The sequence below is a fragment of the Achromobacter sp. 10T422 genome (assembly GCF_056394065.1).
Genome location: NZ_JBFTHD010000005.1, coordinates 199,805 through 224,986, shown reverse-complemented (window position 1 = coordinate 224,986; position 25,182 = coordinate 199,805). Strand labels below are relative to the sequence as shown.

General features: G+C 64.2%; 22 protein-coding genes. 5 read left to right on the top strand and 17 right to left on the bottom strand.

Annotation, left to right across the window (positions count from 1 at the left end; genetic code table 11):
* Positions 1–49 precede the first annotated feature (49 nt).
* The 10 genes from AC1DB0_RS14585 to AC1DB0_RS14540 form a co-directional block, all read right to left on the bottom strand.
* Positions 50–1,231, bottom strand: a complete 1,182-nt coding sequence (locus tag AC1DB0_RS14585; RefSeq protein ID WP_476757199.1) for a fimbrial protein — start codon at positions 1,229–1,231, stop codon at positions 50–52.
* Between the two features lie 53 nt (positions 1,232–1,284).
* Positions 1,285–2,064, bottom strand: a complete 780-nt coding sequence (locus tag AC1DB0_RS14580; RefSeq protein ID WP_476757198.1) for a fimbria/pilus periplasmic chaperone — start codon at positions 2,062–2,064, stop codon at positions 1,285–1,287.
* On the bottom strand, positions 2,061–4,640 hold the full coding sequence (locus AC1DB0_RS14575; RefSeq protein ID WP_476757197.1) for a fimbria/pilus outer membrane usher protein: 2,580 nt from the start codon (positions 4,638–4,640) through the stop codon (positions 2,061–2,063). Before AC1DB0_RS14575 ends, AC1DB0_RS14580 begins: the two co-directional genes overlap by 4 nt.
* Before the next feature lie 148 nt (positions 4,641–4,788).
* Complete coding sequence (locus tag AC1DB0_RS14570; protein WP_476758692.1) at positions 4,789–5,448, bottom strand: fimbrial biogenesis chaperone; 660 nt, start codon at positions 5,446–5,448, stop codon at positions 4,789–4,791.
* A gap of 116 nt (positions 5,449–5,564) precedes the next feature.
* Positions 5,565–6,113: a fimbrial protein gene (locus AC1DB0_RS14565; RefSeq protein WP_175171203.1), complete on the bottom strand. Its 549-nt coding sequence runs from the start codon at positions 6,111–6,113 to the stop codon at positions 5,565–5,567.
* Positions 6,114–6,444: 331 nt separating this feature from the next.
* Positions 6,445–8,205 carry a cis-3-hydroxy-L-proline dehydratase gene (lhpI, locus tag AC1DB0_RS14560; RefSeq protein ID WP_476757195.1) on the bottom strand — a complete coding sequence of 587 codons (1,761 nt, stop codon included), beginning with the start codon at positions 8,203–8,205 and terminating at the stop codon, positions 6,445–6,447.
* A 106-nt stretch (positions 8,206–8,311) separates the two neighbouring features.
* Complete coding sequence (locus AC1DB0_RS14555) at positions 8,312–9,037, bottom strand: amino acid ABC transporter ATP-binding protein (protein ID WP_476757194.1); 726 nt, start codon at positions 9,035–9,037, stop codon at positions 8,312–8,314.
* A 29-nt stretch (positions 9,038–9,066) separates the two neighbouring features.
* The gene (locus AC1DB0_RS14550) at positions 9,067–9,726 is read right to left on the bottom strand and encodes an amino acid ABC transporter permease (RefSeq protein ID WP_342066980.1); all 660 of its coding nucleotides are present in this window, start codon (positions 9,724–9,726) and stop codon (positions 9,067–9,069) included.
* Positions 9,727–9,729: 3 nt separating this feature from the next.
* A complete protein-coding gene (locus AC1DB0_RS14545) occupies positions 9,730–10,395 on the bottom strand; it encodes an amino acid ABC transporter permease (protein ID WP_476757193.1) in 666 nt (221 codons plus the stop codon).
* An 18-nt stretch (positions 10,396–10,413) separates the two neighbouring features.
* Positions 10,414–11,262, bottom strand: coding sequence for a transporter substrate-binding domain-containing protein (locus AC1DB0_RS14540; protein ID WP_476757192.1), 849 nt, complete (start codon positions 11,260–11,262; stop codon positions 10,414–10,416).
* Positions 11,263–11,459: 197 nt separating this feature from the next.
* Between AC1DB0_RS14540 and AC1DB0_RS14535 the strand changes: the two genes are divergently transcribed.
* Positions 11,460–12,497 carry an Ldh family oxidoreductase gene (locus AC1DB0_RS14535; protein ID WP_476757191.1) on the top strand — a complete coding sequence of 346 codons (1,038 nt, stop codon included), beginning with the start codon at positions 11,460–11,462 and terminating at the stop codon, positions 12,495–12,497.
* 97 nt (positions 12,498–12,594) lie between these two features.
* Here the strand turns inward: AC1DB0_RS14535 and AC1DB0_RS14530 are convergent, their stop codons facing one another.
* Together AC1DB0_RS14530 and AC1DB0_RS14525 are read right to left on the bottom strand one after the other, a co-directional pair.
* Positions 12,595–13,530: a dihydrodipicolinate synthase family protein gene (locus AC1DB0_RS14530; RefSeq protein ID WP_427947374.1), complete on the bottom strand. Its 936-nt coding sequence runs from the start codon at positions 13,528–13,530 to the stop codon at positions 12,595–12,597.
* A gap of 61 nt (positions 13,531–13,591) precedes the next feature.
* A complete protein-coding gene (locus tag AC1DB0_RS14525; RefSeq protein WP_054427807.1) occupies positions 13,592–14,377 on the bottom strand; it encodes an SDR family oxidoreductase in 786 nt (261 codons plus the stop codon).
* A gap of 177 nt (positions 14,378–14,554) precedes the next feature.
* Between AC1DB0_RS14525 and AC1DB0_RS14520 the strand changes: the two genes are divergently transcribed.
* Positions 14,555–15,478, top strand: coding sequence for a LysR substrate-binding domain-containing protein (locus AC1DB0_RS14520; protein WP_427947369.1), 924 nt, complete (start codon positions 14,555–14,557; stop codon positions 15,476–15,478).
* Here the strand turns inward: AC1DB0_RS14520 and AC1DB0_RS14515 are convergent.
* The 5 genes from AC1DB0_RS14515 to AC1DB0_RS14495 all read right to left on the bottom strand — a co-directional run bounded on the left by AC1DB0_RS14515 (position 15,468) and on the right by AC1DB0_RS14495 (position 21,870).
* Positions 15,468–16,868, bottom strand: coding sequence for an aminotransferase-like domain-containing protein (locus tag AC1DB0_RS14515; RefSeq protein ID WP_476757190.1), 1,401 nt, complete (start codon positions 16,866–16,868; stop codon positions 15,468–15,470). The genes AC1DB0_RS14520 and AC1DB0_RS14515 overlap by 11 nt on opposite strands.
* A 159-nt stretch (positions 16,869–17,027) precedes the next feature.
* Complete coding sequence (gene paoC / locus AC1DB0_RS14510; RefSeq protein WP_476757189.1) at positions 17,028–19,238, bottom strand: aldehyde oxidoreductase molybdenum-binding subunit PaoC; 2,211 nt, start codon at positions 19,236–19,238, stop codon at positions 17,028–17,030.
* Between the two features lie 4 nt (positions 19,239–19,242).
* Entirely contained in the window at positions 19,243–20,193 is a 951-nt protein-coding gene (locus tag AC1DB0_RS14505) for an FAD binding domain-containing protein (protein ID WP_342066987.1), read from the bottom strand.
* On the bottom strand, positions 20,190–20,831 hold the full coding sequence (paoA, locus tag AC1DB0_RS14500) for an aldehyde dehydrogenase iron-sulfur subunit PaoA (protein WP_054427812.1): 642 nt from the start codon (positions 20,829–20,831) through the stop codon (positions 20,190–20,192). Before paoA ends, AC1DB0_RS14505 begins: the two co-directional genes overlap by 4 nt.
* 10 nt (positions 20,832–20,841) lie before the next feature.
* Positions 20,842–21,870 (bottom strand): XdhC family protein, encoded by a 1,029-nt coding sequence (locus AC1DB0_RS14495; RefSeq protein WP_476757188.1) that lies wholly within the window; start codon positions 21,868–21,870, stop codon positions 20,842–20,844.
* 165 nt (positions 21,871–22,035) lie between these two features.
* On the opposite strand from AC1DB0_RS14495, the gene AC1DB0_RS14490 reads away from it, so the two are divergent.
* From AC1DB0_RS14490 to AC1DB0_RS14480, 3 genes are all read left to right on the top strand, one after another.
* Positions 22,036–22,701 (top strand): nucleotidyltransferase family protein, encoded by a 666-nt coding sequence (locus tag AC1DB0_RS14490; RefSeq protein ID WP_476757187.1) that lies wholly within the window; start codon positions 22,036–22,038, stop codon positions 22,699–22,701.
* A gap of 142 nt (positions 22,702–22,843) precedes the next feature.
* Entirely contained in the window at positions 22,844–23,800 is a 957-nt protein-coding gene (locus tag AC1DB0_RS14485) for a glycosyltransferase family 9 protein (protein WP_175171193.1), read from the top strand.
* On the top strand, positions 23,775–24,911 hold the full coding sequence (locus AC1DB0_RS14480) for a glycosyltransferase family 4 protein (RefSeq protein WP_476757186.1): 1,137 nt from the start codon (positions 23,775–23,777) through the stop codon (positions 24,909–24,911). The genes AC1DB0_RS14485 and AC1DB0_RS14480 overlap by 26 nt, the downstream gene beginning before the upstream one ends.
* Positions 24,912–25,182 lie beyond the last annotated feature (271 nt).

The following is a 25,182-nucleotide window of genomic DNA, read 5'->3' as shown; positions in this document are numbered from 1 at the left end:
AAGGCCGTACGGGTGACACCGTACGGCCTTCTTTTATGCAACGCCGGCATCAGGGAAATTCGATGGTGAACTCGGCTGTTCCATTCGCATGTCCGCCTGCCATCTGGGCCGGGTGCGCGGCGGTGCGCAAATAGCTGGCGCGCAGAAACATGCTTGCGCTGTCCGCGCCGGCTCTCGCCATGTCATAGAACTTGCCGAATTCGATGCGCTTGTTGGTCGCCGCGTTAATCATCACAATGCCCACGCCTTTGGCCGGTGGCAATCCCCGGTCATCCGCTTTGGGATCGAGCTTCAGCACGGTCTTGTCAGCACTGGCGCCGTGTTTGGCGGTAAAGGAAATTTTGGGTTTGGCAAGGGCGCTGCATTTGCCCAGCGTGATATTAAATGGCCTTTCTTCAGAGGTGGCTCCTTGACTGGGAAAATCACGCAGCGAGTAGGAGCCCAGCTGCACGGTTTTGGTCTGTGTCAGCCCCACTTCGCAGGCGTTGGAAAATGCCACCTCGCTGCCACCCGCCCCAAGTCCCATGATGCCGCTTCCCAGCAAAGGGCCAAACTTAGAAGAGACGCAAACCGACTGTGATCCCGGATAAGACGGAAATTGCGGAATTGTTTGCCCGAGTTGATACATACCTTTCCGAAAGGTCATTGCATACATCGTAAATCCCGCGCCAATTGAGACACCGGTCACAACAAGAGGCCCCTCGGACGGCAACTGATCCAGCGGGGAGGCCAACACAAGCTGCTGGGTCAATGCGGTATGCACCGAATCTTGCTTCGACCCGAATTTTCCGTCGTTGACAGCCAGTGCATGCTTTGCGACCACCACCGGAAAATGGCCGGGAGTCACTACCTGGCCGTTTGCCGATATCGTCATGGAGATTCCGGGAATGTTGGTCTTGGCCCAGCCATTTCGATCCACGGCTGCTTGGGGTTCCCAAAATGCCGCCACGATCAACTCGTATTCCTCCGTAGACTCGCCGTATTCCACATAAGTAAAATCCGTTGTGACAGAGGCGCCTCTTTCAGACAGCACATCACTCACTTGCGCCGCACTGCTAAGTTGCGGCCTAAGCGGATTCCATCGCGAGCCTAGCTTATTGCTCCAGGTGCAATTCCCGGCGATAAGGCCCTTCTGCGTTGACTGGCCCCACGCCATCGGCGCTGCCACCGCCAGCAACACGCCCGCCAATCCTCCCGCGCCGAGACGCCGCAACACACCCCTGCTTGCCATGTTTGTCTTCCTAGTTTGATTGACGGCGGCTTACCGGCTCCCGCCGCCCTGCTTCACTTCATCGCGCCCGTTGCGAGCGCGCTCGCCCCCTTCACCATGACGCCGTCGTCCGTCGGCGCTTCAAACCGCAGTGCGTCCCGGCCGGCTAACGGGATGACGCCCGGCGCCAGCGGAAAGCGCGTTCCGCCCATAGGCGCCACGGTCAGTCCGTCCAGCAGGACGGGGCCGCCACGGGCCTTTAATTCCACGCGGGCGAACGACACGAAGTAGGCCGACGGATTCCACGCTTCCAGCACGCCCTCGCCCTGCGCCCCCTCTACCGCATTGCGATACGCCCACCTCACCTGATCAATGGCCTCACGCGACGATCCCGCCAAGCCCGATGGCCGGTACAGCACTTTCATCCGGAAGCGATGCGACAACTTCAAGCGATTCGGCGCGTCGCCCGCCACCGACGGCGTACTCGACGGCACGTTCAGAAAATTGATCCAGAACACGGATTCACGATCCGTGGGCATGGGTTCACCCGTGTGCCGCAGCGACACCGCCGCGCGTTCATGCGCGTTCAGACGAAACACGGGCGGCGCCACAACAAACGGCACGGCCAGCTGGCTGGGGTCCGCATCACGGCTTCCTTGATCCAGCCAGACCTGCACCAGAATCGGCCGCTCGCCCGTGTTGCGGGTTTGAATCGTCAGTGATTTGTCGTTTGCCGGGTAGACATGACGCGTACCCACCACAGCGAGATCGGCGCGCGCAGCCGCGCTCAGCCCCAGCGCCAAGGCAAGACACAGAATGACTCGGTAACCAGCAGGCAAGATAGGCGCATTCATCGCATCGTCAGCGCGTCGCCCGCCGCCGCCTTCAACACCGGCGTTGCCACCCCCGCGGTGCAGGCCAGCTCAAGCACGTCATAGCCCGTGGACGTGTTCCGCTCGGGCAATTGGTAGTCAATCAGGCATTGCTCATCGTCACCCGTTCCCCACTGCACACGCACCGTACCGCTGTCTTGTTCGGCGCGCATGACGATACGGCTGCCCTGCCCGACCACGCCCACCGGCAATGCGGTTGCCACATCGATGACCTCGGCGCCAAACGGCAGCGAAGCGCCGTCGGCCTGCGTGCTGCGAATCAGCAGTTGGCGGGCACGCAGCGTCGGGTAAACCAGTTTGGCGATGGCCCCGGCCCGGGGCGCGATGTTGACCGAGCTAGTCTTCAGTTCAATGTCGTCCGGAATATTCTTGGGGTCCAGGTCTACCGAGTTCAGGCGATACGGCGTCAGATGGCCAACGATGGCGTAGCCGCGAGCGTCCACCTGATTGAAGCCGTACCCTACCCGCGCGCCCTGAGCGCCCTTGGCCTCGACCAGCGCCACGGTCTCGCCCATTGCCTGGGCGAACGTCACGCCGCCGCCGTGCACCAAGACACCGCCATTGGCGCTCATGGATGCCTGGCGGTACCCCTGGCCCGCGCCTACGCTTGCCGACACCGATACCTGAGGGAATTGGTACGCCAGGCTGGCATCCGCCGTATTGGAGCCATTGCCGCCCGCGTGAGAGGCAGATACCGAGTAAGTGCCGGCGCTTTCCTCATCCAATGCGCCCGTCACACCCGTGGTGAGGCGCGTTCCAGACTGGCTGTCGCGGCTGTAGAACGTATTCAATCGGGGCGATCCGCCCGAGGCTGCGCTGCCCAAGGGGATGGAGATATTCAGCGTCACCTGCGTGCTTCGGTCACCATTGCCACGACGGTACCCGTCTGCGCCGCCCACGTTGTGCACCCGCTGCACGCCTAAGGAATACGAAATGCGGTTCCAAGAATTGCTGTAGCCCAATGCAAAGTTCAGGGCGTTGCCCCGTTCGCTCCAGTAGTTCGCCGCCGAGCCCGCCACATACACGCTGCCCCACCGCTCACCCAGCGCCTGATTGATGTTCGCGTCGAAGCGGCTGCGCATGCCGTTGACGCGAAATGGCCGGTAGCCGTCTCCGTACGACGTTCTCCCGGCGGCGAGGGCCTCTCCCAAGCCGACGTATCCGCTGGTGGAGTACCGGTACGCCAGCAACGAAAAGCTGGTGCCGCTGTTCGGCAAATCCTTGCTGTAGGTCAGCCGGTAGCTGGCGCCGCTGCGCTTGCCCGAACCCGGCAAATCAGCGCGCGCTGTCGTGACGTCCGCCGCAAAAGCGCCTATCTGCGTACTCATCGCCGCGCCCAACAGCATCGAGCGGTAATCGTCGGTAAAGGCCAGCCCGCCGTAGGCCGTCACGGCGTCGCCCACCCCGCGTTTGAGCGTTCCTTGCAGGACGTACTGCGAACTGCCGCGCAGCCCCGGGTCTGCTGCGCGGCCCGCAGTCAGGCTGTATTGGGTCGTGCCCGGTCTGAGCAACTGCACGATCGTGGCAAACGGCACCACGAAGCTGCGTGAGCTGCCATCGGCTTCCGTCACGCGTACGTCCAGGTCGCCGCCATAGCTGTTGGCGCGCACGTCTTCAATCGCAAACGGGCCGGGCGAGACGGTCGTTTCATACACAAGAAAGCCGCGCTGATAGACCGACACCTTGGCATTGCTATTGGCCGTGCCCCGCACGATGGGTGTGTAGTACCGCAAGGTCTCGGGCAACATACGGTCATCGCTGGCAAGTTGAACGCCCCGGAACGTCACCGAGTCGAACAGTTCGCCGCTGGTGGCGCTTTCCCCCAGCAGCAACTGTGATTGCCACGAGGGCAAATCAGTTTGCACATAGTAGGAACTGGCTTGATACCTGGCTCCGTTGCGGGTGGACCAGGTGACCGATCCCGTGTGCCGGAACCGCAGCGCGCCCACATTAACGCCCAGGTTCAGCCCCGAGTATCCCCGCGTCATGCGGCGCCCCGCGCCTTCGCTGGTGTACACGTTGGCCGTGTAGTTCAGTCGCGCCGCCGTCATGCCGCTGTCCCATTGCGACGGGTCCACATACCGGTGCGACGCCGCCAGCCGTTGCAGGTATTCGGGATAGGTGATGTACAGGCGCTGTTGCGCGATATCCAGCTTTATCTGACCGCCCGGCACGTATGCCGCCAGCTCTTCGCAGGTCAGCGCGTCCGGTAAGGGATCAACCCCTTCTGCACGCGACACCTTGTTCAGATCCAACCCGCCCCGGTCGAGAAAGGCGGTGTCATAGCAAGGCACGGCGCTATCGAAGCCCTCGATGTGACGGAATTCGATGTCCTCGACCCCGCGCCATTGGCCGTTGAAGTAGACATCCAAGTGATGCGTGCCGGCCTCGGCGTAATTCACGCGCTGAAACCGGCGCGTATCAATGGTGACGCCGCCGATGCCTTGCACCAGCATGTTCGGGTCGAAGATGGCGATTTCGTCCTGCGCGTTCGTGGCGGTTGCCGCGACACCCAGGGCGAAAGCCAGCGCCATCATGCCCCCGATTGGCCGCCGCGAGGGCGCGGCAGGCGCCGCGATCAGAGGCGATGGGCGTGCAGAGACGCGAACGAAAGTCCGCAAGCGTAAAGGTTCCATCTCGGGCGAATTGGCTCCTTGGCCCAACCACAGTCAAAGTGACGGGGAGTCAATCAAGCAGGCGCATATCCTGAGGCTGCAACCCGCCGTAGTCGTTGACAATTTCGTAGCGAACGCTCAGCCCTTTTTGGGTAGCTGAAATGCCGGCCGCGGGCAATTCAAAACGTGCGGTGTCAAAGGGCGCCACCATACCGCTACCGGCATCGACTCGACCGTTCTTGGAGAACAGCCCAATGCCCACCAACGTGACGTGGTACGGCGTCGGATTGGCGACTTCAAGCACCGTCTTGCCCTTCGCACTGCGCGCGAGCTTCCAGCCGAGCTTGCCGGGCGCGCCGCCCACCCCTTGCTTCAATGAGACCGGCCGAAAGAAGATCTTGATGCGCGTTCTGATGTTGAACATCAGTGCGTTCTCAGCACCCGCCACGCGCGGAGGCGTTTCCATCACGTTCAGATAGAACAGGCTTTCGCGATCAGCAGGCAGCGGTTCACGCGTGTACGAAATGCGAACCACCGCCGAACCACTGGGTTCTACCCGAACGATGGCCGGCGTCAGGATGAACGGCACATTGATATCCGCAGGCAAGGCGTCTTGCCGCCCGTCATCGATCCAGTTCTGCGCCAGCACGGGCACGTCACCCGTGTTCTGCATGCCAAGCGTGACACTGCGCGCATCGGACGAGATCACAACGCGAGTTCCGTCCAGCACGATCGCAGCTTGGACCGGGGTGGCCCAAGCTGCCAGGATCACTGCGGACGACACAGCAAGTAACGATGCGCCGCGCGCAAGGATTCCAGAGTCAAACGTCATGTCGCTGACAGCAATTAGCGGACGTTGACCGTAAAGTTCAGGCGCGCGTTACCATCGCCCGGCGTGACCGGAGCCGCGTTGTCCCGGCGCACATACTGCGCGAAGTACGAGTACTTCGCCGCGTTGTCGACGATCTCGGCTTCCACCGCGCCAACCTGGCCAAGCAGCACCTTGTCGCCCTTCACGCCGTTCGTGCTGTTGGAGATTTCGATTTGCACGTTGCCCGCACCGCCCGCATACAGCGGAACGTTGTTGGACACCAGGTCGACGTCGTTGCGGTCGAAGCTCAACATGGCCTTCTTGCCATTGGTGCAATCGGCCCCGCCACCCACGTTGATGTCGAAACTCAGGGCCGGCGCGGTGCCGGCAATGACGGCATCCGGTTTGACGGTGCCAAACCGCACTTCCGAGCCCGTGGCCGACGAAACATCGACGGCGCACGTCGTGTCGCTGATGTCACCGCGAAATTGAATAACCCCGTTGGCGGCATACGTCGATACGGGCGCCAACACGGCCAGGAGTAAACCGGAGGCGGCAAGGGTATTCACAATACTGCGCTTCATGCGAGTTCCTCTATGCAGAGATAAAAAAGTCCATTCGAAAAAAGGCACCGCCAACAGGCAATAGCTGCTTGCCGACGGTGCTTCAAATGGCTACCAACGCTGTGAAAAGCCCAGACACGGCAATGCCGTACACAAGGCTGAAAGGACATACACAGACCTGATTGGCGGACCAAGTCGTGGATCTGTGCAGACCCACGAACGATACTTTTTTGACACGCTCAAGGAACTAGGATGATGCTTAATTCAAACCCTGATTAATCAGATATTCCCCTCGAAATCTGAGGGTGATGCGCAGGCTGTATTACTGGATTGCAAAGCGCAGTGTCTGGGCTCAGCCATCTTGGCCAAGCCACAGTGGCGGTTCGGTGCTGAACGTTCCAGTACAGGCCGCGTCGACGCAATCCGCCAAGGACCCGAAGCGTACGTTCCTGTCCACCAGCCCCGGCCCGTAATGCGCGTACTTTCCGGAATTGGTCATGACCGTCTTGACGGCGGGGTCAAAGACCGGCGCCTGGATCACGCACCAACACGTGTCCACGACGAAACTGACGCCGAAGCTGCGCAATGCCGCAACGGGCCCGGCTATTGCCGCAGAACGCAGTACGTCGCCATGGGTCGTGACCGTGATGCCCACCGTGTCGCTCTTCTTCCGGCCGGCGCATCGCTCTGCCAGCGCCGTGATTTCTTCGGCAGAAAAGTGCGGATTACCCAACGCCACCCATTCCACCTGATCCCGCTCGGCCTTGTTGAAGGCCCGCCACGCGTTTCGCAAATCTGCAACCGTGATTCGTCGCGTTGAGTTGGGCTCCGCCCCGCCCAGCGCCGCCGCCAGATCAGGCGCTTCCGGGGTGACGCCCGCGATATGGAACATGGGTGCGGACGACGTGGTGGCGAACGCGGCGCCAAACGCACGCAGCGCGTCCAGCGTGGGCGACGCGGCCTGCAGTCCATTCACCACCGGCACATCGCGGCCCGCGCAAACGCCCACGAGATACCCCAGCAGGGGCCAAAAGCTATCGTCATGATCGGCCGGCGGGTCGATGTCCACCTGCAACACGGCACGGCGGTTCTGTGTCAGATGACTGCTGGCCGCGGCGGCGCGACCGGTCAGCGCGATGAATATGTCCAGGAAATCCGGATACTTGGCCGTGCGCGCGCCGATCACGCTGTTCGCATAGACAACCGCATTGGATTCCGCCCAGGCGATCTGCTCGCCGAACCTCGGCGCCGTGGGCAGGTGATAGGGCGCACAGGTGTAGGTGGGCGCCACTCCCATGGCCACATAGGCGTCGGCCAGCGCTTCGGCTGGCACGCCCAACGTTGCCGGCACGCCCTGGGCGCGCCAGGCGCAACGGTCCACGGAAATGGCGTTCATGGTCGTGGGGATCTTCACCTTCGCGTCCCAACTGGCCAGCCGCCGGGCGAACGCCAGGCCTGCCGGCCCGGTATAGATGCAGCCGTCGATATGGCCTTGCCGGATATCAAGCAGTTGCGTCGCACCCGCCGCGCGCGCCATGCGCACGATGATCTCCATCGCAACCCGCGCAGCCTTGCCTTCGGTCCCTTGCAACATCCGCAGGTCGCCTTCGCCCAATGCCACCACCGACCAATGGGATGCATCGGCAATGATGACCGCGTCGTCCGTCTGCGCGGGCATGGGCATGGGCATGGGCGCTTCCCCTGCCTGCACCCGCAGCGATGGGCGTTGCTTCAAGGCAAGAAAGGCCGAAGCGCCGACGCTGACCACGGGGATGCTCTTGCCGAACACCGCTTCGGCCACCAGCACGCCCAGCATGAGGACGTCGTCGCGGCCGGCCAGCACCAGCGCCCGCGGGGCCCGGCCGCCCAGCAGCAATTCAAGCATGACGGCGCTGCCGGTACACGAGCCCCGACTGCCCGGCAACACCAGGATGCGGTCTGAGAGGGTTTGCCCGTGCAACGGATGATGCTTGTCGATCACCACGCCCGTGCGTGGGTCGACGCCGCCCCAGAAGCTCAAGTCCATATCGGTCCAGAGCACCTTGCCTGACGCCTCGCCAGGAACCCAGGTCTTGCCCAGCAGTTTGGGCGTGTCCGACTGAAAGCGATCCACTTTTTTCTCCCTGTTGGTCCTATTCGTACCCGGCGCGCGCGCCACGTGGGCGGCGACGCGGTTGCCACAAGCGCCGGCCTTAGCGCAGTTGCCGCAGGCGCTGGCCTTAGTTCAGGACACGCTGCAAAAACTGCCGGGTTCTTTCTTCGCGCGGTGCGTTGATGACGGTTTTGGCGGGCCCCACTTCGCACAGGGTGCCTTGATCAAAGAAGGCCACCCGATCGCCGCTTTCGCGGGCGAAGGCAATATCGTGAGTGACGACGATCATCGTCATTCCGGATGACTTCAATCGGCGCAGCGTGTCCAGCACTTCGCCCACCAACTCCGGGTCCAGCGCCGAGGTGACCTCGTCAAACAGCATGTAGTCGGGCCGCATCGCCAGCGCGCGTGCAATGGCCAGACGTTGTTGCTGCCCGCCCGACAGCTTCACCGGGCGCAGCGTTGCGCGCTGGCTCAAGCCCACGTAATCCAGATACTCGGCAGCCAGCGCCAGCGCATCCTTGCGGCTCATGCCCTTGACCACCCGGGGCGCCAGCGCCACGTTCTCCAGCGCGGACAAATGCGGAAACGCGTTGTACTGCTGAAACACGATGCCAAGCTTCTGACGCAGCTGGTTCAGGTTCGTATGCTTGTCATGCACGTCCACGCCATCCACCAGGATCTGCCCGCTTTGTATCGGCTCCAACCCGTTGATGCATTGAAGCAGCGTCGATTTACCCGAGCCGCTGGCGCCGATCAGGCACACGACCTCGCCCCGTGCAATGGTCAGGTCTATGCCTTTGATGACCTCGACCTGGCCGAACGACTTTCTTACGTTTTTGATTTCGATCATGGGGTTGCCTTGGCAGGAGTGGCGCGGCGTCAAACGCCGTCAAGACGGCGTTCCAGCGCACGGCTGTAGCGGGACACCGGGTAGCAGATCAGGAAATACGCGATGCCCACGCCGGTCAGCAGCAGCAAGGCATCGTTGGTGCGCGTAATGAGGATCTGCGCCGCGCGCAACAGCTCGACATAGCCGACCACGCTCACCAGCGCCGTATCCTTCGTCAGGCCCAGCACCGTGCCGATCCAGCTGGGAAACACCGTCCGTAACGCCAGCGGCAGGGAAACATGACGAAGCTCCTGCCAATACGTCATGCCCAGAGACCGCGCCGCCCGCGTGAGCTCGGGCCGCACCGACCGTAACCCCGAGCGCACCAGTTCCGACGTCAGCACGCCCATATAGAGGCTCAAGGTCAGCACCCCAACTTGAAGCGGATCAAGCGGCACGCCCAACACCGAGAACGCGCTGTTCACCAGAATGAACTGGATCAGCAGCGGTATGCTGCGCGTGATGTCGACATAGGGCGCCAGCAACACTGACACGGCGCCATTGGCCTCTCGCGCCCAACCCAGCAGCACCCCAAGCAGCGTGCCGAAGGTGGTGGCTATTGCGGCCAGCAACAAGGTGCGGCTCAAGCCGATCAATACGAAGGTCATGTCGCCCCACTGCAACCCGGCGTAGGCAAATTGAAATTGCATGGATCATCCCCTTCCCATCAGGCGCCAGGCCAGCATGCGCGCCGCGAAGCTGATGCCCTTGGAGATCAGGTAGTACATCGCGGCGGCGACAACGAAGAATTCAAACGTGCGAAACGACTCCGCCAGTGAGGTCTGCGTGGCGCCGGTCAGTTCGGCCACCCCGATGATCGACCCCAGCGAACTGTTCAACAGCGCCCAATTCAGCTGATTGATGTACGGGAAGAACACCATCACGAAGACCTGAGGAAAAATGACGCGGGTATACGCCTGCGTGGCCGTCAGCCCCAAGGAGCGGGCGGCGGCATACTGAGTCGCGGGCACCGACGCAATTCCGCCACGGAATATTTCAGCCAGATAGCCCGCGTTGTTGAAGCTCAGCGCGGCCAGCAGAGAGGCGTAGCTGGGGATGCCGATACCGATGGCGCCCAGACCGAAATACGCCATGTAGATCTGAAACAACGCTGGCGTGTTGCGCGACAGTTCGACCCAGGCCGTCGCCACGTAGTACCCTACGCCGCCCGCGCGGTTGCGCATCAGCGCGAGCGGCAGCGCGATGCACGTGCCGATCAGCATCGATAGCGCGGTGATCTCGATGGTGCGGCGCGCGCCATCCAGCAGGATGGGCAGCTTTGCCCACACGACGGACCAGTAGAAGGTGTAATCAAGCATGGGGCGCGAGCACTCGGATCAGAAGTCCACACCGGCCACGTTCAGGGCGGGTGCGTTGGCGGTGCCGTAATAGGTTTCGTAAAGCGCTTGATACCGGCCGGTGCGAACCTGGTTCCAGACAAACACGTTCACCCAGCGCAGCAAGGCCGTATCGCCCAACCGCACCGCAATCCCGACGAGATCAGGCGGATAGTGAGTGGCGCCCTTGGTCACGAACGACGGAAACTGTCCGCTGCGTATCAACGCGTCCGCGGTATTGGAACTGGCCACCAACCCATCGATCTTCTTTTGATTCAGCGCCAGATAGGTCTCGGCTTCGGAACCATACGTGATGAACTTTCCGCGGGCGTCGTTCCAGGCGTCGAACGACGTACGCAATTGCAGCGCTTGCGTGGTGCCGGTGACGCCGCCGATCGTGCGGCCCTTGAAGTCTTCGTAGCGATTGATCCCCGCGTCGTTGCGCGTCAGCACGACGTTCTGAAGACTGAGATAAGGCTGCGAGAACGCCACGCTCAACGCGCGCTGCGGCGTGATCGACGTGGACGCAATCAGGACGTCGATGCGGTTCGACACCAGCGCAGGAATGCGCTCGGCCGACGGCGTTTCAATGATCTCGGCCTTGACGCCCAGCGCGCGAGCCATGTCCTTGCAATACGCAACGTCGTAGCCCTCGGGCTCGTTCTTGGGCGTGCGAAAACCGGCGGGCGGAAAGTCGAGCTGCACGCCGCACTTGAGGGTGTTGGCGGCCAGCACCTTTTCAAGCGTGGGGGAGCTTTGCGCGTGGGCGGCCGAAGCCAGGACAACACCCATCAACACGGCGCAAGGCGCCAACATCGCGGCGGCACGTGCCAAAAAACGGTAGGTCATATCGATTCCTGTGTAGATCAAACGCGGCGGTTATCCAGGGCTTGGGCAATGCCAGGGGCAATGTGGACCAACCCATCAAATTAAGTCACCATTGTTCTTTGGAATCGGGATTCAAGAATGACAATGTCGTTAACACGCCAGGCCCGCTGACAGCCGTCGCGCGGGTCGGGCCCTGCAACGCCACACTGGGAGGCGCCGTGAACACGGATCACATCCATCTTTCGATAGACCAGATCTACGAACTGTCGTTTGACGTACTGACACACAACGGTTTCTCGGCGGCTCACGCCGCAGCCATCGCAAAGACCATCACTGCCGGGCAGCGTGACGATTGCCAGTCACATGGCTTGTACCGTTTGCTGGTGTGCGTGCGCACGTTGAAAACGGGCTTGGTGGACGCGGCCGCCCTGCCCTTGATTACCCATCCCACTCCCGCCGTCGTACAAGTGGACGCGCAACGCGCGTACTCGCTGCTGGCGTTTCAGGAAGGCCTGCCGCATCTGGTTGAAAAGGCCAAAAGCAATGGCGTGGCCGTGCTGGCGATTAATAACTGCTTTCATTTTTCGGCGTTGTGGCCGGAAGTTGAAGCCATCGCCCAACACGGTCTGGCCGGGCTCGCCATGACGCCCAGCCACAGCTGGGTAGCGCCCGCAGGCGGCACGCGCCCCGTCTTCGGCACCAACCCGTTTGCCTTCGCCTGGCCACGTCCGGGCGGCTACCCCTACGTGTTCGATTTCGCGACCAGCATGGTGGCGCGCGGCGAGATCGAATTGCATCGCCGCAGCGGCCGCGCCATTCCCGAAGGCTGGGCCATCGACCGCGACGGGCGCCCCACCACCGATGCCGCAGCCGGCCTGGACGGCGCGATGCTGACCTTCGGCTCGTACAAGGGGTCTGCGCTGTCGACCATGATCGAACTGCTTGCCGGCCCGCTGATTGGCGACTGGACCAGCCTGCAATCCCAGGCGTTCGACAACGGCGCAGGCGGCACGCCCCTGCATGGTGAATTGGTGATTGCGCTAGACCCGGACATCCTGGGCCGCGGCCAACGGGCCATCAACGCCAGCAGCGCCGAAGCGATGCTGGACGCCATCAGCGGCCAAGGCGCCCGCTTGCCGTCCGAGCGGCGTTTCAAAGCCCGCGCGGTCAGCGAACGGGAAGGCGTCTGGGTTGGCCGCGCGCTTTACGACGATGTGGTGGCCCTGAGCACGCCGTCATCCTCTCGCCGTACTTGAAGCCATCACCGCGGGCAACGGCGCATCCTGCACGCGCTGCCCCGGCGCGTCACGCAGGGACATGCCGTAGATCAGGCTGCGCCGCGCGCCCGCAGCCTTACACCAGGTTCTTCGCACGCGGATCATGCTTGCCCAAGCGGGTCAGCAGATGATCCACTTCGGCCTTCGCCGCGGGCGTCAACGCGCCGCCCGGACGGCGTTGCGCCGCACTGGACAAGATGCCTCGGCGCATCATCACGTACTTGCGCACGGCCAGGCCCACACCCGGCTGCTGCTCATAGCGCAACAGCGGCAAGTGCGCGTCGAACAAGTCGTGTGCGGCTTCTGTTTTGCCCTCGCCCACCCAATTGACGAAGTCGCACAGCATGTCGGGGAAGCAATACCCGGTGTTGGCGCCATCTGCGCCGCGCGCCATTTCGTAGTCCAGGAACAGGCCGTTGTTGCCGCACAGGATCGAGATGTGGCGCATGGCGCCTTCGGCTTCGAAGCGGCGCAGCGCCGAGATCTTTTCCAGGCCGGGCCAGTCTTCGTGCTTGAGCATCACGCAAGAGGCCAGGTCCGTGACGATGCGGCGGATCACCGACGGCGCCATCTGCACCGAGAACGTCAGCGGATAGTCTTGCAGCACGAACGGCACGTCATCGCCAATGGCCTCGACCGCCTGGTGGTAATACGTGACGATCTGGTCATCCGTGCGCAAGGTGTTGGGCGGCGCGATCATCACGCCAGCGGCGCCCCGGTCCATCACTTCACGCGTCAACGAGCGCATGGACGCGAAGCCCGGCGCCGACACGCCCACCACGATGGGCATGCCGCCGGCCTTGCCGATCACCTGCGAGGCGATGTCCAGCGATTCCTTGAAATCCAGCTTGGGCGCTTCGCCCAACTGGCCCAGCACCGTCAGGCCGGTCGCGCCGCACGCTTGGTAGAAATCCATCATGCGGTCGATGGACGCGTGGTCCACCGCGCCGTCGTCAAAGAACGGCGTGGGCGCAATGGGAAACACGCCCTTGGCGTCAGCAGTCAGTTTCATCTTCAACATCCTTCAATGTCGCTGCCAAGTTCGGCAACGGTTGCGTTCAGATCAATGGCGTTCAGATACTGGCGATCAGGCCGCCGTCCACGCGGATCGTCGATCCGGTGATGTAGCTGGCGCGCGTGCTGGCCAGAAACGCCACCGCGTCGCCATATTCCTTGGGGTCGCCATAGCGTCCCACCGGAATCGTGCCGGTGCTTTCGCGGCTGACGTCTTCCACGCTGCGCCCTTCGCGCTTGGCGCGCGCTTCGTCCAGGAACGTGATGCGGGCGGTGGCGATGCGGCCCGGCAGCACGATGTTCGACGTGATGCCGTCCTTGCCGACTTCGCGCGCCAGCGTTTTGGACCAGCCCACCAGCGACATGCGCAGCGCGTTTGAAATACCCAGGTTGGCGATCGGCGCAATCACGCCCGACGACGTGCTGGTGATGATGCGGCCCCACTGCCGTTCACGCATGCCAGGCAGCACGCGGTCAGTCAGTTTGATGACGGACAGCACCATGCCTTCGAAGTGCTCGCGCCACAGATCGGCCGTCTGGCCCGAGGACGGTGTGGGCGGCGGGCCGCCCGTGTTGTTGACCAGAATGTCGACCGCGCCCACGTTGGCTTCAATCCACGCGACCTGGCTGTCGATGGCGTCAAGCGCCCGCAGATCCCACTGCAGGGCCACCGCCGTCAGGCCGTCGGCGCGGAGCTTGTCCGCCGTGGCCGTGGCGGCATCGAGGTTCAGGTCGGCCACCACCACCTTGGCGCCCTCCTGCGCCAGCGACGCCGCAATCGCGCTGCCCAGCCCGCCGCCACCGCCCAACACCAGCGCCGTCTTGTTCTTGATACCCAGATCCATCGTTGTCTCCTGAAGTCAGACGTTATTTTCCGTCAGGCGACGGGGCGTGAAAAACGGAAAAACCTCATGCAGATCATTCATTTTATGAATGACCTTTGACCGAACACGATTGATTCATCTCAATATATTCCAGCGTGCCGCGGTATATTGATGCCCCACCATTCATGTATTTACAGAATGAATCCGCGCCGTCTGACCCCGTCCATGTCGCTGCTGCTGGCCTTTGAGGCCAGCGCGCGCCACCTCAGCTTTACCCGCGCCGCGACCGAGCTCGCGCTGACCCAAAGCGCCGTCAGCCGGCAGGTGCAAGCGCTGGAGGATCTGCTGGAAGTGGCGCTGTTCCGGCGCGAGAAGCGGCGCATTCTGCTGACCGAAGCCGGCATGCGGTATCAGAAGGAACTGGAGGCCGCGCTACAGCGCATTCGCAGCGCGTCGCTGCAAGCGATCTCGCACCGTACCGGCCGCGGCGACATTCATCTGGCCGCGCTGCCCACCTTTACCGCCAAGTGGCTGATGCCCCGGCTGAACCGGTTCTACGCGCGCCACCCGGGCATACTCGTCCACCTGCATTCGCGCGTGACGCGGTTCGATCTGGATCTGGCTGGCATTGATGCCGTGATCGCCGTGGGTGACGGCGACTGGCCGGGTCTGACGCCGTATCGCTTGATGGATGAATACGTCATTCCGGTCATCAGCCCGGAGCTGGCGGTCAGCCATCCGACGCGTCAACCGTCGGACCTGGCGCAACACAGCCTGCTGCAAGTGGCCGCCCGCCCGGCAGTGTGGCAGCGCTGGTTTGATGCGCACAAGCTGCCCGTACGTTCGATGCGCTGGGGCGCGCAGTTTGAGCTGACCACGCATTTGATTCAGGCGGTGGCCTCGGGCATTGGCATCGGCTTGCTGCCGACCTTCCTGGTGGAAGACGAGCTGCGGCAAGGCGTGCTGGCGCCTGCGCTGGATGAGGCATTCAGTACCGGCGCGGGCTACTACTTTTTGGCGCCGCCAGAGAAATTGGCGACCTCACCCGTTGCCGCATTTCGCGACTGGCTGCTGGAAGAAAGCGGCCAGGCGGGTAACGGTATGGCCTGCGCTACACGATAGGATCACGCTGAAACTCAGGGCGGCGGCGCATCAGCCGCGCCAGCTTTTCCAGCGCATCCGCAAGCGCCTGCCGGTCTTTCACGCCGCCCAGTGAAATACGGATGGCATTCTGCGCCGCATTGCCCATCACAGCCGTGCCCACCTGAAACGCGTCCGACGACGCCACGCTCAAGCCTTCGTCACGCGCCACGCGCGCCAGATCTGCCGCCATCCATTGCGACGGCAGCGGCTGCCACAGATGAATCCCCACCGGGGCCGAACCAAACGGGCCGGGCAACAGCTTGCGCGCCACGCGCTGGCGCGCCTGCGCTTCGGCCCGCACCCCGTTCAGCACGGTCTGCGCGGTGCCGCTCACGATCCATTGCGTGGTCAGCGCGCCCATTAACGGCGTGGCCATCAGCGCGAAGGAACGCATGGCGGCCATCACGCGCGTGCGGCTGTCTTGATCCGGGCTCAGCACGAAGGCGGTGCGCAGACCCGGCGTCAGGCACTTGGCTAGCGTGGCGATGTGAAACACCGACGCAGGCGCGAGGCTGGCCAAGGGCGGCGGCGCGTCGTCCAGGAACAGCCGATACGGATCGTCTTCAATGATGCGTGCGCCGCAAGCGGATGCCGATCGCACCAGATCACGCCGGCGGCGCGCGCTCATCGTGTGCGTGGTCGGATTCTGCAACGTGGGATTCAGATAGACCAGCCGGCTGCCGCTTTCGCGGCAGGCGCGTTCCAGGCCGGCGGGCGTCATGCCGTCGTCGTCGACCTCGGCGGCCAGCACGTGGCGGCCCAGATGTTGCGCAGCGTTGAGCAGGCCGGGGTACACCAGCGGCTCGGCAATGATGCTGTCGCCGGGTTGGCTCAGCGCCAGGATCAGCGCGGCAAGCGCCGCTTGCGCGCCGGGGCAGACCAGCACCAGTTCGGGGTCGATCGGGCCCAACGCCTGCGCCAGCCATTGGGCGCCTGCGGCGCGGCCATCGGGGCCGCCGCCCGCCAGGTGATACGCCATCATCACGTTGACGTCGTGGCGGTCCATCACCTTGGCCAGCCCGCGTTGCACCAGCTCTTGCAAGTCGCATCCCAGCGGCACGGGCGGCATGTTCATGCCCAGGTCGATCAGCTGCGTGGACTGCGCGGCGGGCCGGGCGATGAAGGTGCCCAGCGCGCCGCGCGGGTCCAGCAGCCGGCGCTGCCCGGCTTCGGCATAAGCGCGCGTGACGGTGGTCAGATCCACCCCCAGCCGTCGCGCCAGCCCACGTTGCGGGGGCAGGCGGTCGCCGGGATGGAGTTGGTTTTCAGCGACGGCGCGCTCAATGAAATCTGCAATCTGGCGGTAGCGCGGGCCACCGCCACGGATCAGATGTTGCGGCCAAATTGCATACAAATCTTCGTCTTGCATGTGTTTTAGGTGCGCCGGAATGTCGCAATGTATGGATGATACTGCACCCATTCCTCACCATGGGGGCTGGCACCCAGCCAGTACCCGGCCGTCGATGCGAATGACCGTGGATGGCGGCGGCGTGGCGGCGAATGTCATCGCCGGCCGCCTCCCGCGGCGTCACGCCCGATCCGTTATCGCCGGCAACCCTGCAAGCAACTTGTCCAGCGTAATCGGATAGTCCCGCACGCGTACCCCGGTGGCGTTGTAGACCGCGTTGGCAATCGCCGCGCCCACGCCGCAAAGACCCAGTTCGCCCACGCCCTTGGCCTTCATCGGCGACGACGTCGGGTCGGTTTCGTCCAGGAACACCACCTCTTGCGATGGAATGTCGGCATGCACCGGCACTTCGTACCCCGCCAGATCGTGGTTGACGAAGAAGCCCACCCGATGGTCCACGGCCAGTTCCTCCATCAGCGCCGACCCCACGCCCATCGTCATTGCGCCAATCACCTGGCTGCGCGCCGTTTTGGGGTTCAGAATGCGGCCCGATGCGCACACGGCCAGCATGCGCCGGATACGCGTTTCGCCCGTGTCGGCGTCGACCGCCACTTCCACGAAGTGCGCGCCGAACGTGGACTGCTGGAATTTCTTGTCCAGGTCGCCGAACTCCACGCCGCCTTCCACCACCAGCTCGCCGTCGCTAGCCGCTTGCCGCAGCAGCGCCGCCCGGCCGCCGTCCTCGGTCACCGACCCGTCGGCGAACGTCGCGCCTTCCGATTTGAAACCCAGCTTGTCCAGCACGGCTGTGCGCAGCTTTTGGCAAGCCGCGTACACGCCGGCCGTGGCGCTGTTCGCGCCCCACTGCCCGCCCGAACCGGCCGACACCGGGAACGACGAATCCCCCAGCCGCACCACGACTTTCGCCAACGGCACGCCCAGCATCTCGGCGGCGGTCTGCGCAATGATGGTGTAGCTGCCCGTGCCGATGTCGGTCATGTCGGTTTCAACGATGACCTGGCCCGCGGCATCCAGCCGTACCCGCGCGGCGGAATCCATCACCAGGTTGTTGCGAAATGCCGCCGCCACGCCCATGCCCACCAGCCATCGGCCTTCGCGCCGTGTTCCCGGCTGCGTGTTGCGCGCCGTCCAGCCAAAGCGCTCGGCGCCTGAACGCAGGCACTCGATCAAGCTGCGTTGCGAGAACGGCCGATCAGGTTTTTCCGGGTCCACCTGCGTGTCGTTGCGGACGCGAAATTCGATGGGGTCCAGCTTCACGGCCTCGGCCATTTCATCGATGGCGATTTCCAGCGCCATCAAACCCGGGGCCTCGCCCGGCGCACGCATCGCGTTGCCTTCGGGCAAGTCCAGCTCCATCAGATTCAATGCGGTCAGCCGGTTGGCGCCGGCATACAGCAAGCGCGTCTGCTGCACGGCTTCTTCAGGCTTGCCGCCGGGCAAATCGCCCGACCAGCTTTCATGCCCGATGGCGGTGATCTTGCCGTCTGGCGTCGTGCCGATGCGGATGCGTTGAATGGTCGCCGGACGGTGCGTGGTGTTGTTGGCGATCAGCGGGCGTTGCAGCGCCACCTTCACCGCGCGCTTGGCCGCCCGCGCGCCCAGCGCCGCCAGCAGCGCATCCGATCGCACAAACAACTTGCCGCCAAAGCCGCCGCCGATGTAGGGAGAAATCAGCCGGACCTTGTCCTTGGAGATTCCCAAGGTCTTGGCGACGTCGCTACGCCCCCAATCGATCATCTGGTTCGACGTCCACAACGTCAGCGCATCGCCTTGCCACATGGCGGTGGACGCATGCGGCTCCATCATCGCGTGGGTGTGGTCGGGCGTGGTGTAGGTGTGGTCGATCTTCACGGCGGCTTGCGCGAACGCGCCTTCGAAATCGCCGACGCGATCCGCCTGCGGTGGCTTGCCGGCTTTGTCTGCGGCGTCTTTTTCCGCCGCCAGATCGAATGCCCCCCGCGCACGCTCGTACTGCACGCGAATCAAGCGGCTGGCGGCGCGCGCCTGCTCCAGCGTGTCGGCCACCACCAACGCAATGGCTTGGTGATAGTGTTCAACGTCGGGGCCGCCCAGCAAGGTGGCGGTGTTCATCTTGCCCTTGCCGAGCTTGCCCGCGTTTTGCGCGGTGACCACGGCCAGCACGCCGGGCGCGCGCCGCGCGGCCTCGATGTCCATGCTGCTGATGCGGCCCTTGGCAATGGCGGAACCCAGCACGTAGCCCACGGCGGCGTCTGGCGCCGTGTCGTGGTGTTCATACGCGTAATGCGCCGTGCCGGTCGTTTTCAGCGGGCCGTCAATGCGGTCAACGCCATGGCCCACGATCTTCAATTGATCGATGGGATTTTGGGTAGCGGGAGTATCGAATTTCATCGCGTCAGGCCCTCGCTTGCGCCAGCACTGCACTCAGGGTTCGCGCCGCCAAGGTCAGCTTGAAGGCGTTGTCGTCTGTGGGGCGCGCGTTGGCCAGCAGCCGGTCGGCCACCGCTTTCGCGCCTTGCGGCACGGCGGCATCTGCCGCGTCCATGCGCCACGGCTGCGGCGCAACGCCGCCCATCGCCACGCGCCCGCTGCCGTCCGCCTGCACAATCGCGCCCACCGACACCAGCGCAAACGCAAAAGACGCGCGGTCGCGCACCTTGCGGTAGACGTGCGTGCCGCCTGCGGGCTTGGGCAAGGTGACGGCCGTGATGAGTTCGCCCGCGTCCAGCGCGGTGTCGATGTGCGGCGTGTTCCCCGGCAAACGATAGAAGTCCGCAATCGGGATCACACGCGCCGCGCCGTCCGGGCGCACGGTTTCAACCTGGGCATCCAGCAGCCGCATGGCCACCGCCATGTCGCTGGGATGCGTGGCGATACAGGCATCGCTTGCGCCAATCACAGCCAGTTGGCGCGTCACGCCGCCAATGGCCGAACAGCCGCTGCCCGGCGCGCGCTTGTTGCACGGCATGTTGGTGTCGTAGAAGTACGGGCAGCGCGTGCGTTGCAGCAAGTTGCCCGCGGTGGTGGCGCGGTTGCGGATCTGCCCGGACGCGCCCGCCAGAATCGCGCGAGACAGCACGGCGTAGTCGCGGCGGATGCGTGTGTCCGCCGCCAGATCCGTATTGCGCACCAGGCTGCCGACGCGCAAACCGCCTTCGGGCGTCTCGGTGATCTGGTCCAGGCCCAGGCCGTTCACGTCAATCAGGTGCGCGGGCGTTTCCACTTCCAGCTTCATCAGGTCCAGCAGGTTGGTGCCGCCCGCGATGAAGCGCGCGCCACGCATCTGCGCCGCGCTGGCCGCAGCTTCGGCGGGCGTGCGGGGGCGCTCATAGGTAAAGGGCTTCATGATTTGCCCCCCGCCACGTCGACGATGGCGTCAACGATGTTTGAATACGCGCCGCAGCGGCAGATGTTGCCGCTCATGCGCTCGCGGATCTCGTCTGCGCTGAGCAGCGGGCGTTCGGTCAGGCTGGCGCTGACGTGGCTGGGCACGCCTTGGGACACTTCGTCCAGCATGCCGACGGCGGAGCATATCTGCCCCGGCGTACAGTAGCCGCATTGGTAGCCGTCGTGCTTCACAAACGCCGCTTGCAAGGGATGCAGCGCGCGGGGTGAGCCCAGGCCTTCGATGGTGGTGATCTCGGCGCCTTCGTGCATCACCGCCAAGGTCAGACAGGAATTGACCCGCCTGCCGTCCAGCATCACCGTACAGGCGCCGCATTGGCCGTGATCACAGCCTTTCTTGGTGCCGGTCAGGTGCAGATGCTCGCGCAAGGCGTCAAGCAGCGTCGTGCGCATGTCCAGCGATAATTCGCGCGCGGTGCCGTTGACGCGCAAGTTCACGGTGGACGACATGGGCAGCGTGCCGGCCTGGGCCGCCTGCTGCGCGTGGGCGATTGATGGCGTGGCCATTGCGGTGGCGGACACGGCGCCTGCCTTCAGCAGATTGCGCCGGGTGATCTTGAGTGCGAGCGAATTTTCCAAGGCAGCCCCTTCATGAATTTGCAAAAGCCAGCAAGCCGCATTCCTGCAACGCTGGCGAGGTGGCAGGCGCGCCATCCAAACTGCGGATCTGCGCCGTTTGCCGGATGCGTTCCGCCGTCAGCTCCGCCAGGATCGACACCGCGATTTCCGGCGGCGTGCGGCTGCCGATGTCCAGGCCCACCGGCCCGTGCAAGCGTTGGACGGTCTCGTCCGAAAAACCAAAATGTTCGACCAGCCGTTTGCGCCGGTGCGCATTGGTGCGCCGTGAACCCAGCGCGCCCACAAAGAATGCGGGCGACGGCAACGCTTCAAGCAGCGCCATGTCGTCCAGCTTCGGGTCGTGCGCCAGCACGATGATGGCGGTGCGGATGTCGGGCGCCAGGGCGGTGACCGCGTCGTCGGGCATGGCCGTCACCAGCTGAGTACCCGGCACATTCCACGACGCCGCGTATTCGTCGCGCGGGTCGCAGACGATGACGTCAAACTCCAGCGCCACCGCCATGGGAGCCACATACCGGGCGATATCGCCCGCCCCCACCAACAGCAGGCGCCACTGCGGCCCGTGGAGTGTCGTCAGCGATGCGCCGTCCCAACGGAAGCGGCCGCCCCGCTCCGCATGCGCCAACGTCGCGGCGCCATCCTTCAACGTGACGGTGCGGCCCACGAGTTCGCCGCGGCGCAGGCGCGTATCCAGCTGCTGCAACGCCGCCATGTCGGGGGCCGGCTCAATCAGCAGTTCCAGGATGCCGCCGCAAGGCAGGCCAAAATTCAGCGCCTCGTCGCGCGTGGCGCCATACGTCAATGCGTAAGGATGCGCGGCCCACAACGCGCCGCGCCGCATCTTGTCGATCAGGTCATCTTCAATACAGCCGCCCGAGACAGAGCCGGCGATTCGGCCGTCGTCGCGCACGGCCAGCCAGGAACCCGGCGGGCGTGGCGATGCGCCCCAGGTGGCGGCAACGGTGGCCAGTACCACGCGATGCCCCTGGCGATGCCAGTCGCGGATGGCGGACAGCACTTGTAAATCCAGACTCTGCATGACGGCGCCCCCCAGATAGTCGAACGAGTCTAACAACCGGCCCCTTTCGGGAAAAAGGGGCAAAATCTGCATACACCGTTGAAACTGACTCATCAATGCCAGCCTGGCTGGCCCCTTACCCTTAGCCTGTCGCGTCTTATCGGCAAACCGCCATCGGCAAGAATCATGCCCAATCCTCTGGCCGCTACCGAATCGTCATCAATGCCCGCCACGGCGTGCGTGGGCTTGCTGCTGGCCGCGGGCCATGGCCGGCGCTTTGCCGCGATGGCGCCCGGGCAGGACAAATTACTGGCGCCGCTCACACCACTCAGGCCGGGCTGGTCCGTGGCGCAGGCCGCCGCCACCGCGCTTTGCGCCGCCACCGGCCGGACCATCGCCGTGACCCGTGCCGACCAGGCCGCGCTGCGCACCCTGCTGGCATCAGCGGGGTGCGAGGTGCTTGTCGTCGGCCCCGATGCCAACGGCATGGGCGACAGCCTGGCGGCCGCCGCGCGCCACTTGCTGAACACGGCGGCGCCGGGCGAACAAACTTGCCTGATCGCCTTGGCAGACATGCCCTGGTTGCGTCACGACACCTGCCAGCACGTGGCTGCGGCGGCGCTGGAACATGCCATCGTCGTGCCCACGTGGCAAGGCCGGCGGGGCCACCCGGTGGCATTCAGCCGCGCGCTCTGGCCGGAACTCGCCACGCTGTCCGGCGACACGGGCGCGCGATCGCTGTTGGCCCGGCATCCGGTTACGGAACTGGCGGTGGACGACGCCGGCGTGCTGGCCGACGTCGACACGCCGCAGGACTTGCACCCTTCCGTCGATGGTCGGTCCCGTCCCTGACCGGGAAATTGTGTAAATCTATAAAGCGACGACGCACCCTTCTTCACACTTCTTAAATGGATTGAAGAAGGTTGCCACGCCCCTCCCGATACATTGCCCGCCAGCGGTCGCGTGACCGCAGCGCCATGCACGGGAGGAAGCGGTGTCGGAAGTCGTCGTCTATATCAGAAGCCAGCCGCAGTGGGGCGACCAGATCGTCGCGCTGCCCACGCTGTACCAGCTGAAAACGTGGTGGGCGTCTGAACGAATCCGCGTGGTGGCGCGCGACGACGTGGGCAGCTTTTACCGGGCCGTGCCCTGGGTTGATGAGTTTGTGCGCGTTGCCTCATTCGGCGACACCGTGCGCAGCCTGACGCCGAATACACAGATGTGCGTCAGCCTGCATCACAGCAGCGAACGCGTCGGCATGGCCACCCTGCTGCGGCCGCCGGCCATTCGGCTGGGGTTTCGCAATGCGCGCTTGAGCGACCTGATCTGGACGCACTGCCACCGCAAGACCACTGCCGAATACATCGGTCTGGCCAACCTGCGCCTGCTGGCCACCTACCGGCCTTTTGACGCCGAAGACGCCACGCGGCGCTGTTTTCAAACGCTGGCCGGCCCGCATCTGCGCTCGTCACCCAGTGCCGACGTCGTCATGATTCCCGGCGGCGGCGCGGGGGCGTTCAAACGCTGGGGGCTGATGAATTACCTGCGGCTGGCTGACCGGCTCACGCCCTTGCTGGGTGCAGACGCCCGCTTCCTGTTCGTGCTGGGGCCGCAAGAAGCCGCCGAACGCGAAGCGCTTGAAGCCATGCGCCGCCCGGACTTCGCCATCGCCTATTGCCGCACCCTTTCCGAACTCAGCGCCATCATGCTGCGCGCACGGCTGGTAGTGGCTAACGATTGCGGGCCTTCGCACATTGCGCAAGGCGCCTGTGTGCCCTACGTGGGCATCTTCAACGAACCCAATCCGGAATGGTTCTGGGACCGGCCCTACTCGGCGGCCGTCGTTCCCCCCCATCCTAAAGACGGCATTGACGCCATCACGCCCGACGACGTGCTGCACGCCTGCCAAAACGTACTGGATCATCATGCGCATTCTTCATACGCTGGCTGAACACAGCCTGGGCGGACTGGAATTCCGAACGCTTGAGCAGGCCAGCTGGCTGCAACGCACAGGCTACGGCGTGGCGATCGCGGCGCCCGCCGCCAGCGCCGTCAACCATGAAGCCCGGCGGCGCAACCTGGACGTGGTGGACATCGACTTCAGCCCCGCCTACGCGCCCAGTACGGTCTTGGCGCTGCGGCGCGCCGTCAAAGCGCTGAACATCAGCGTCATCGACAGCCACAGCCGCGCCGACGGCAAGACCGCGGCGCTCTGCCGCGACCTGTGCACGGTCGTGCGGACGCGCCACTTCGCCAAGCCGATGCGCACCTCGCCGCGCCGCAGGCTGGAATGGAAGATCGGCTGTGACCACGTCATCGCGACCAGTCTGACCGGCAGGCACGAGCTGCTGGCCGCGCGGTTCGCGCCAGAAGAACGCATCAGTGTGGTGGGGGAATGGGCCGCGGATGCCTTTTTTCAAACGGGCGGCACACCCGGCCCGCGCGTAAAAGCCCGGCGCGAACTGGGGCTGCCCGCGCACGATGCCGCCTGCGTCATCGCCACGATTGGCATGCTGCGCCCGGACAAACGGCAGGCCGACCTGCTGCGCGTCGTGCAGCGGTTGCGCGCGCAGGGCGTGCCCGCGGTGGCGCTGGTCATCGGCATGCCCACGCCCGCTACCCAGCCTTATGCCTACGAGCTTTACCAATTGGCCGTGGAGCTAGGCATCTCGGAACACACCGTGTTCGCCGGGCACCGGACCGATATCGCCCAGATCATCCACGCCGCCGATGTGGTGCTTGTGCCATCGGCCACTGAAGCCTGGTCGCGTATCGTGCCCGAAGCCTTCGCCTCGGGCCTGCCCGTGGTCGCAAGCAATGTGGGAGGACTGCCCGAGATCATCTCGCCGGGTCAAACCGGGTGGCTGGCCGCGCCCGGCAATGTCCGGGAATTCGCCGACTGCATCATGCAGATCCGCGCACAGCCGGCTGACGCGCAAGCCGTGACCGCCCGCGCGCGCGCCTATGCGGAGCAGCACTTTCGGCTGTCAGCCAAAATGATCAGCACCTTGGATGCCTATAAAAAGGCGATGGGCGCGCCGGTCAGCCTCGAATTCCGGTAACCGCGCGAAGGCGGTTGACGCTGGTTTGCCGTGCGCCGATGCATCCCGCACCCTGCGGCAATTCCCATTGGATAAATACGTCTTTTCGCATCAGCACGATTATCTTTGTGCTGGCTGGCGACGCCAAACATATTATTTGCTCCATTATTGTCGGTGACGGCCAAGCCGCAAGCAAAGACGCTATAGACACTACCACTGCATTGTTCAGCATCCGGATTCGCTATCTATACGGAGCGCGCAGTGTAGTGAGGGTTATGCCAAACCCACGCTA

What these genes read in the sequence shown, in the direction of transcription:
- AC1DB0_RS14550 (WP_342066980.1), bottom strand. Translation starts at nt 9,726, where the DNA reads ATGCAATTTCAATTTGCCTACGCCGGGTTGCAGTGGGGCGACATGACC.
- AC1DB0_RS14520 (WP_427947369.1), top strand. Translation starts at nt 14,555, where the DNA reads ATGAATCCGCGCCGTCTGACCCCGTCCATGTCGCTGCTGCTGGCCTTT.
- AC1DB0_RS14505 (WP_342066987.1), bottom strand. Translation starts at nt 20,193, where the DNA reads ATGAAGCCCTTTACCTATGAGCGCCCCCGCACGCCCGCCGAAGCTGCG.
- AC1DB0_RS14495 (WP_476757188.1), bottom strand. Translation starts at nt 21,870, where the DNA reads ATGCAGAGTCTGGATTTACAAGTGCTGTCCGCCATCCGCGACTGGCAT.
- AC1DB0_RS14545 (WP_476757193.1), bottom strand. Translation starts at nt 10,395, where the DNA reads ATGCTTGATTACACCTTCTACTGGTCCGTCGTGTGGGCAAAGCTGCCC.
- AC1DB0_RS14575 (WP_476757197.1), bottom strand. Translation starts at nt 4,640, where the DNA reads ATGATGGCGCTGGCTTTCGCCCTGGGTGTCGCGGCAACCGCCACGAAC.
- AC1DB0_RS14525 (WP_054427807.1), bottom strand. Translation starts at nt 14,377, where the DNA reads ATGGATCTGGGTATCAAGAACAAGACGGCGCTGGTGTTGGGCGGTGGC.
- AC1DB0_RS14580 (WP_476757198.1), bottom strand. Translation starts at nt 2,064, where the DNA reads ATGAATGCGCCTATCTTGCCTGCTGGTTACCGAGTCATTCTGTGTCTT.
- AC1DB0_RS14530 (WP_427947374.1), bottom strand. Translation starts at nt 13,530, where the DNA reads ATGAAACTGACTGCTGACGCCAAGGGCGTGTTTCCCATTGCGCCCACG.
- AC1DB0_RS14555 (WP_476757194.1), bottom strand. Translation starts at nt 9,037, where the DNA reads ATGATCGAAATCAAAAACGTAAGAAAGTCGTTCGGCCAGGTCGAGGTC.
- AC1DB0_RS14585 (WP_476757199.1), bottom strand. Translation starts at nt 1,231, where the DNA reads ATGGCAAGCAGGGGTGTGTTGCGGCGTCTCGGCGCGGGAGGATTGGCG.
- AC1DB0_RS14565 (WP_175171203.1), bottom strand. Translation starts at nt 6,113, where the DNA reads ATGAAGCGCAGTATTGTGAATACCCTTGCCGCCTCCGGTTTACTCCTG.
- AC1DB0_RS14480 (WP_476757186.1), top strand. Translation starts at nt 23,775, where the DNA reads ATGCGCATTCTTCATACGCTGGCTGAACACAGCCTGGGCGGACTGGAA.
- paoC (WP_476757189.1), bottom strand. Translation starts at nt 19,238, where the DNA reads ATGAAATTCGATACTCCCGCTACCCAAAATCCCATCGATCAATTGAAG.
- AC1DB0_RS14515 (WP_476757190.1), bottom strand. Translation starts at nt 16,868, where the DNA reads ATGCAAGACGAAGATTTGTATGCAATTTGGCCGCAACATCTGATCCGT.
- AC1DB0_RS14490 (WP_476757187.1), top strand. Translation starts at nt 22,036, where the DNA reads ATGCCCAATCCTCTGGCCGCTACCGAATCGTCATCAATGCCCGCCACG.
- AC1DB0_RS14540 (WP_476757192.1), bottom strand. Translation starts at nt 11,262, where the DNA reads ATGACCTACCGTTTTTTGGCACGTGCCGCCGCGATGTTGGCGCCTTGC.